5 protein-coding genes are annotated in these 9,535 nt (G+C 28.9%); all 5 read right to left on the bottom strand.

The window, feature by feature from the left end; genetic code table 11:
- Window positions 1–4,319, bottom strand: a 4,319-nt coding sequence (locus I4V16_RS07675; RefSeq protein WP_195966621.1) for a glucosaminidase domain-containing protein, incomplete at its 3' end; no start/stop codon positions are given.
- Between the two features lie 158 nt (window positions 4,320–4,477).
- On the bottom strand, window positions 4,478–5,833 hold the full coding sequence (locus tag I4V16_RS07670; protein WP_242974235.1) for a sugar transferase: 1,356 nt from the start codon (window positions 5,831–5,833) through the stop codon (window positions 4,478–4,480).
- A 242-nt stretch (window positions 5,834–6,075) separates the two neighbouring features.
- Complete coding sequence (locus I4V16_RS07665) at window positions 6,076–7,038, bottom strand: glycosyltransferase (RefSeq protein ID WP_195541847.1); 963 nt, start codon at window positions 7,036–7,038, stop codon at window positions 6,076–6,078.
- A 10-nt stretch (window positions 7,039–7,048) separates the two neighbouring features.
- The gene (locus I4V16_RS17650) at window positions 7,049–8,467 is read right to left on the bottom strand and encodes an O-antigen ligase family protein (protein WP_195541848.1); all 1,419 of its coding nucleotides are present in this window, start codon (window positions 8,465–8,467) and stop codon (window positions 7,049–7,051) included.
- 16 nt (window positions 8,468–8,483) lie between these two features.
- The gene (locus tag I4V16_RS07655; RefSeq protein ID WP_195541849.1) at window positions 8,484–9,509 is read right to left on the bottom strand and encodes a glycosyltransferase family 2 protein; all 1,026 of its coding nucleotides are present in this window, start codon (window positions 9,507–9,509) and stop codon (window positions 8,484–8,486) included.
- Between the last annotated feature and the right edge of the window lie 26 nt (window positions 9,510–9,535).

Below are 9,535 nucleotides of genomic sequence, written 5' to 3'. Positions count from 1 at the left end.
CCATAGAAAGTATACTCTATACTATTATTTACTCCATTTGAATACTTTGTTGTCTTACCACTATGACCACCATCTGTCCAGCTTGTCCATGATCCTGTGTATTTAACATCCTTGTTATTTTCTTCAACTAGCTTTGTTACTGGAGAAGCTTCATTAACTATTTCAATATAATCAATATTTAAATAACTATTTACAGCTGATGGATTTTTCAATCCTGTAACTTCTATCCTTACTGTATGTTCTCCATTGCTTAAGCCTGTTCTTTGATACATATTTCTTTTATTGTAACGATCCTTTGTATATGAATCAAAGTTATTTACAGCCACTCCATCTATAATTACTCGTCCTATTCCTTTTTCGTTATTAGATGAACCAAATAGCTTAAATCCTGTTCCTTTAAACTTAAATTCTATATATGCCGACTTATCATTTGAGTATATTGTTCTTCCACCACTATGAGCTGAATCATTCCATACTGTCCATGACCCACTCACTTCTATACCACTATTATTTTCTTCATACTTCCCTGCTGTTAATACAGGTGCTGAAGAAGGATTTATAACCTCAAATGCATCTATATTTATATAGCTTCCTACAGCCTTAGAGTTTTTCTTTCCTGTTACTTCTATCTTTATTGTATGTTTTCCTTGGGATAAACCTGTTAATTCAAATATATTATTCTTATATATTCTACCTTCTGTATAAGTATCTATAGAATATAGCTTACCATCAACATATACATTTGCTATTCCTTTTTCGGAATTAGTGAATCCTAGAACTCTTATCCCTGTTCCATAGAAAGTATACTCTATACTATTATTTACTCCATTTGAATACTTTGTTGTCTTACCACTATGACCACCATCTGTCCAACTTGTCCATGATCCTGTGTATTTTACATCCTTGCTACTTTCTTCAACTAGCTTTGTTACTGGAGAAGCTTCATTAACTATTTCAATATAATCAATATTTAAATAACTATTTACAGCTGATGGATTTTTCAATCCTGTAACTTCTATCCTTACTGTATGTTCTCCATTGCTTAAGCCTGTTCTTTGATACATATTTCTTTTATTGTAACGATCCTTTGTATATGAATCAAAGTTATTTACAGCCACTCCATCTATAATTACTTTTCCTATTCCTTTTTCATTATTAGATGAACCAAATAGCTTAAATCCTGTTCCCTTAAACTTAAATTCTATATATGCTGATTTATCATTTGAGTATATTGTTCTTCCACCACTATGAGATGAATCGTTCCATACTGTCCATGCCCCACCTTTTTTTATAGCAGTATTATATTCTTCATAAATACCTTTTTCTAATACAGATGGAGTAAAAGGCTCTATAACTTCAAATGCATCAAAATTAACATATGATCCTATTGCTCTACTATTCTTATCATTTGCTACAACTACCTTAATAGTATGTTTTCCTTTTGTTAAACCAGTTAATTCAAAAATAGTATTTTTATAGACACTTCTTGAAGTAAATGTGTCTATAGAATATTTATTACCGTCTACATATATGTCTGCAATTCCTTTTTCTTGGTTAGTATATCCTAAAATTCTTATACCTGTTCCATAAAACGTGTATTCTATAGAATTTCCTTTTACATTACTATATTTAGTAGAACCATTATAATGACCTTGCACTTTCCAATCAGTCCATTGCCCCTTAAATATGACTGACGGATCCTTATCATCAACTAATTCTGTAGCAAGAACATTATCCCCTATTACTTGAATGTAATCCAAATTCAAATAATCTGATATTGCCGCTGGATTCTTCATCCCTGTAACTTCAATTCTTACTGTGTGTTCTTTATTTTCTAAATTAGTTCTTTGATAAATCATTTTTTTACTTTCACCATTCTTAGTGTAAGTATCAATAGTATTCTCTGTTTCACCATCAACTACAATTCTAGCTAATCCCTTTTCACTATTTGTATAACCAAATAACTTTAATCCTGTTCCTTTGAACTTAAATTCAATGGCAGCACTTGTTTCATTAGAATATATACTTTTTCCACCACTATGGATGTTACTACTCCAACTTGTCCATTCTCCATAATATCTTATATTAGAGTTATCTTCTTCATAAATTCCTGGTGATAATACACTTATAGGTTTATCCTCAACAATTTTTATTTCAATAGCTTTTATATCTCTTCCATAAATTCCAGATATATCTCCGGATTTCACCCATGATTCCCATCCATTAATGTCATTATATACTCTATATTCTAAATCATATCCCTTCGGTAGGTCTGCATTTATCTGTATTGCTGATATCTTCTTACCTTGATTTAGAAGTCCACTTGTTTGTCCATCTTTCACCCAAGATAGCCACCCATTACCTTGTACATAGGATCTATAACTTATTGATGAACCTTGTGGTAAGTTTGTAAGTTTAACTTTTAACCCTTCTATGCCACTAGATCCATTTTGATTTCCGGCTGTATAACCATTACTATTCCATGGTTGCCATCCATTCCCTGAAAGGCTAACTTGATAATTAATCCCAGTTGCATTTTGAGGATTATTTACAAGAGTTACTTTTGTAGCATCTATATATCCTTTTGTATTCCAATCATAAAGACCATTAAACTCACTTCCACCTGTTAACGGTAATGCTGATGTTCTAGCTGGATTAATTTCATATCTATATCCAGATCCCCACTTTTGCTTTACATTACTAGTTAAAAGAATACTCTCTCCAACTAATCCACAATTACTTACTTTTCCGCTCTTTACGTTGTATAAAGTATTTGCATTACTAAATTGAACTGTTGTTGGGCTATTAACTATAGCTAATTGGTATTGATTATAATCATTCAATAACGAAATATTATTGTTGCTTAGTGTTCTATCTGCAAGAAAAGCATATGATGCTGCCTTTTCTCCCCAGAAAGGGTCAGAAGCATATTTAACATTAAAGCCCAAATCTTTAGTTCCTAAGTATCCGCCCATATATCTCCAATCTTGCGGATCTGAGTATCCTTTTGAAACCCAATAGTTTCCAAACTCTTCAATACAATGACCTACTGATTTATACGCAAATGAATCATTTGGATTCGAATCATATGCACCTAATCCAAATAAGTTATTTTTATTTATAGCATAATTGGATGTTCCCCAATTAGACTCATTTATTGCAATACCTAGCATTAGCATAGCATTTGATCCATATTTATCTTGAGCTGATATAAAGCCTTTCCCACTACCTCTTAAAGCACTATTTGATGGTGCTTTTTGAGATATAAATCTATCTATATCAGAAGCACTATAGCTTGTCTTGCTTCTAAATGGTAAATATAAATAGTAATTGTAATATGGATTATTCTTATTTACTGCTCTTCCATTACTATCAGCCTTTAAGTCATCCATTACTTCGTTTAAAGAATTGTAGAAGTATTTACCATCATAACTATAATACTTTCTTTCATTGACCATCCATTGAGGTGCAACTCCTACAGCTACCTTATGCCCAGCTGTCATATTTTTATTAGTTATATCTGTAGATATCCAATGATATAAGATTCCATTAATTGATTGATAATAACTTGGATTATACGCTTGATTTAATGGCACTACTATTAAATCATACTCTTGAGCATTAACATTTTTATTAACCCAACCTATTTGTCCAGAAACTTGTATTTTAGCTGAATTTGCTTGATTTACTATTATTGGTACATCATCTACATATCCTTGATTTATATAATTTATTTCATTAGTCAAATTAGAATTTTTATAAATACTAGTATTTTTATTTACACCATAATAAGGTTTTCCACCTATATGCTTTAAGATTCTTCCCATTGCATTAGTTGAATAAACAACTACCCCATTAGAGTCTATTACACATGGTATAACATTACTTTTTACTTTTTTTTCAACATTGTTTGCTATTTTTATAGCATCATTAATATCATTTGTAGAATCAAAATAAGAATAGCTTCCATCTTCAAAGGCTAACGCAATCTCAAACTTACTATCTGTCTTATTTATTAAGTAGTCTATATTTTGCATTGAATTTATATCATCTGCAAATTCTTCTTTCTCCATATTAGGATCATATTGAGACATTTTATAGACTGATTTTTGTACTCTCTTCTCAGTAGAATACTTTAAATCTCCTATATCGCTAGCTTTTAAATCTTCTTCAGATGATATGCTATCACTTTCTGAACCTTCTTCTACTTCATCTTGATGAACAATTTCAGTATTAATAGTAGCTTGTACAACAAAACTTGGTAGTATAACTTGTCCTAATGCGAAAATTATCACAATAGCTGCCGCAAACCTCTTCACTATATATCCCCCTCATTTCTAATTTATAATTAATAAATTTTCTTAATCACATATAGTTTTATTTTATCACATATACTACTTTATGTTAACTAATCATGTAAGAAAAAGGTTTATATAGACGATTTTTATCGTCTACATAAACCTTTTTAAATCAAAGCTTATTTAGGAATTATTGTTCCATCATCTACTCCCTCTGTACTCTCAGACATAAATAATATCTTTATAGTCATCAACATAAGCTTAATATCTAAAAACAATGAATATTTCTCAATATACATCATATCTAATAAAAGCTTATCCCTCGGAGTTGTATTATATTTTCCTAATATTTGTGCATAACCAGTCAATCCTGCTTTAACTTTTAGTCTATATGCAAACTCTGGCATATCTTTCATATATTCCTCTGCTATCTCCGGTCTCTCTGGACGTGGACCTACTATAGACATATCACCCTTTAATATATTTAATAGTTGAGGAAGTTCATCTAGTCTAACTGCTCTAATAAATTTACCTATAGGTGTTATTCTATTATCATTTTTACTAGCTAAACGTGCAACACCATCTTTTTCTGCATCGACTATCATACTTCTAAACTTGTATACTTCAAAAACTTTCCCATCAATAGTTAGACGCTTTTGTTTGAATAATGCTGGACCACCATCATATAATTTAATTAACAATGCAACAATAATCATAATAGGCGATAATACAATCAAAGCAAATCCTGAGAATAATATATCTATCAATCTCTTTGCAAATCTATTTTCTGGCGATAATCCCCTATTTCTAAGTAGGAACATTGGAGTATCAAATAGATGAATTGTATTGCTATTCCTTAATATTATGTCCTCTACTGTTGGAACTATATATACTCTAATACTTCTTTCATAACAATATTGAATTATAGAATTTCTATCTTTAACATTTACGCCATTTATAACTACTGCATCAAAATCAGCTAAAGAATCACATATCTCCTTAACGCCATCTTTTATAGATGCTTTATGAGTTATTGTAAACTTCTCTTTATGATTAATCATTTTCTTTATTATCAATTCCGAATCAGCACCATCATGTACTAGCATAGTCTTTCTTGGTGGATAAATAAAAAAATATAATTTATTGGTTAAAATCGCCCAAACTATTATTACTATAATTTGAATTCCAGTCATCCATAACATAGGAGACAAACTTAAAAATCTTCTACCAATTAAACTTATTTGTAAATATGTTACTACATTTACGAATAATAGTGATAATACTTGTGAATATATGATTTCTGATAATTTGATAAATCCAATCTTATATCCGCTATATATTTTAGTAAATATATATAATAGCAATCCGTAAATAACTATTACTAATATATTCCCCCTTCTATAAAAAGGCAAAATGATGGTATCACTATAACTACTTTGCCAAGCATATCCAAATAGTAATGTATTTGATAATAATATGATACAGGTTGTTACAAACATAACTGTTCGCTTTAACCCAAGCATCTTCTCTTTCATATTTTCCTCCCAAAATGGTTAAAATTAGTCCTCATCTAGCGTTTATTGATCACATTTTTTACTATAGTTTAATGTATTAATGTTATCATATAATATTATAAAAAACAATAATTCCTAATATTCTATACCTTAAACTATATTTCAGCACTATATAATTTATAGGAGGTCCTATATTTTACTATAGTCCTCCTATAAATTATATACCTTATATATTTTCTAAAAATTACAAACTTCTTAAGTTATCACTTTATGGAATTTCTTAACCTTAGCAATTTTGAAGTATAAAACACTCCCAATAAATTCATGGTATTAAGTACAATCTTTGATTTTTTTCCATTATTTTTAATTATATATTTATATTTCTTAAATTCATTTTTCATCTTTTTTCTTTCCTCTGAAGAATATAAAGAATATTCATTTAATGCTGCTATATACATATACTCAGCCCTAAACTTTAAGAAACCTTTCTCTTCAGCTGACAGCTTGTTAAAATCACCATACTCATATAATCTTTTACTTACCTTTAGCTTATCATATACTTTTTTTGGATTTAACATACCCATTATAGAATTTTCATTACCTAACCTATAGTGATATATCATTCTATCTAAAATCATAAAACTGCTTGTATGACATAGTACTCTTGGAGTCCAATCCTCATCCTCATGATAAATTCCTTTTTCAAACCATAATTTATTTCTTATAATGATTTCCCTCTTAACTATAAATTTTACTGCAGCATAACTAACGCTTCCTAATTTCATAAAATATTCGTAAGGTAATATATCTCGCTCACTTTTAGCTACTTCAGGTATAATCCTCTTTCCGTCAGGATAAAAAGATTCATATTCTCCAATAATTAAATCCTTATTCTTATCAATAGCTATATATATATCATTTATCGAAGTCTCAGATATATAATCATCACTATCTACAAACCATATATACTTTCCTATAGAATTCTCTATTCCTACGTTTCTAGCTACAGAAAGGCCTCCATTTTCTTGATGAATAACTTTAATATATTCATACTTATCTGCATAAAAATCACACTTATTTTCACTTCCATCATTTGAGCCATCATCTACAAGTATTACTTCTATACCAGATTTATATGATTTTATAATACTATTTAAGCATTCATCTATATATGTAACTACGTTGTATACAGGAACAATAATTGAAAGTTTTATCTCACTATTCATTCTAAACCCTCTAAATACTTTTTATACTTTTACAATTGTTTTGAAAATATACTATATTCCCCATAAAGAACCAGAACATTACCGCCGCAAATGAATTCATATAAAACACTTCAGTTAAAAACATTGTTGTTACTAGCAAAATTCCTATTAAAATTCCCATTAGGTCGAATATGCATATATCTTCGTTATACTCTTTTTTTGCAAAGAAAATCCTAAACGATTTGCTTAAAATAATGATTATAATTGCCATCATTAACAAGAAAGCTAACCATCCTCCTGCTAAAAGCATATGTATAAATCCATTATGTACAAATTGTTTTTCTAATGTAGAACCTGGAGTTAATTCCCCAGCTTTAGTTCTTATATTCCTATCCCCAAATCCAAATACAGGCGAATATCTAGATAACTTCACCCCATCTAACCATAACTGTATCCTACCATTTGAGAAGTTTTCACCACCAACATCTGCCCTATCTATATTTATATCAAATCCATCGTCTTCGCTATCTTCATCATCTTCCTCAGATATCACTCCACTTATGGAAGCTTCTATTTTATATAACGTCTTAGGAATAACAGTTAATATTTTTCTAGTTTGTCTAAAAGTCAATATAACTGTACAAGACAAAACAATTCCTGTTAATACTAATGCTATAACTCGAATAGGATTCATTTTAATAAACTTATAATAATTATTCTTATTAAATAATATATAAACTAAGCATATTCCCGAAAAGAAGAACGCTATTTCTCCACCTCTAGATCCAGTTAATATAAGGAAACAATATTGAATAACTATATTCGTTATAGGGAAAAACTTTTTCATAGCTTTTCTTTTTATAATAATTATTGATAATATGATAGATATTAGTGCTACTACACAACCTTGATTCGGATCTATAAAAATCCCCCATAGTCTAGCTGCAAAATATCCCTGCGGTATCTTAGCTCCATCAACTCTATAAACCCAGAAGCACATTCTAAAAACGAACATTAATAAGGATACTAAAGACATAACAAAAGTAGTTTTAGTTACAACCTTTGCAATAGTATCTATATCTTTTTTTACACCTTCTATTTCTTTTTGTTTATCTGTAATAAATATAACAAATATTAGTATACTATACCAAACTAAAGTCTTAAGATTACCAATTAAATTTAGCTTGATATTAATTATAATGGTAACTACATATGACAATAAAAAGGCATATAGAAGATATCTAACTCTTTTATCAATTAAATTCTTATCTATAATCACATTTTTTATCAAAATTAGCATTCCCCATATAATTATTATAGGGGCTACTACTCCTGTATATGGCTGCGCCATAGCTATTAAATGCACTAACTGCCAAATACAAAATACTACTTTAAAATAAATACTGTCTTTAATAAATTTCATTTGAAATAACTTATTAATACTGTCCACGTTGTTCCTCCTACCTTTACCCATACATTTTATCTCTTGCTCTATTTTTTACTATATATATCATTTTACTAACTAAATACGTTAAAATCGGCACTTTTAAAGACAATTTTAATAATCCATAAAAGTATCCTAGATTATGAGTTCTATCTATTATATCTCTATATTTTCTAGTAACTCTTTGTATAAACCCTAATTTTTCTTTAAAGGTATATTTACAACTTGAATTATGCAAATCTAATAATACAGAATATATAAACTTTATAAATAAATTATCTAGTTTATATAATTCATCTTCTGTAACCCTAGATTCAAGCATATACTCCCTTATTCCATCATACATTCTCTTCATTAGTTCTAACTTATTTTCTCTATATTTTGCAGTAAGACTATCTTCTGATTTCATACAATAATGATAGAAACACTTTTCTTCAAATATAACACTGCTACAATAGCTTAAATATTCAATATTAAAAAGTAAATCTTCACCCAAATCAATGGTATTATCCATATATATATTATTATCTATCAATATAGATTTTTTATAAAGTTTATTTATAGGGGAATTTATATAAGTCCCATTTAACCTATCTAAAACCTTTAATGCTATATCTCTTTTATCTAACGATACATTATATTCAAAAGTTTGAGTTGATGTTTTTACTTCTTGCCCTTTAAGTACATCTATATACAACCCACATATAACCAAATCCGCATTTTGTTCTTCTATACTTTTAACTAAAGCTTCCATCATATTGTTTTCAATATAATCATCTGAGTCAACAAAAGCTATATAATCACCACTAGCTCTTCTTATTCCTATATTTCTAGTTTCAGAAACACCATTATTTTCATTATCTATAACTATAACTCTTTTATCCTTTTGCTCATATTCCTTTAATATATTTAAACTTCCATCTTTAGAGCCATCATTAATCAATATCAACTCAAAATCCGAATAAGTTTGCCTTAATATACTATCTATGCATCTTGGCAATTCTTTTTCAGAGTTATATATAGGAACTACAATACTTACCTTAGGCATAATACACCTCATCCTATAAATATTTT

The organism is Clostridium sp. 1001283B150210_160208_E6 (genome assembly GCF_015669365.1).
GTDB classification, from domain to species: Bacteria; Bacillota; Clostridia; order Clostridiales; family Clostridiaceae; genus Clostridium; species Clostridium paraputrificum.
Note: the sequence above shows the minus strand (reverse complement) of the source record. Positions and strands in the feature narration are given on the sequence as shown.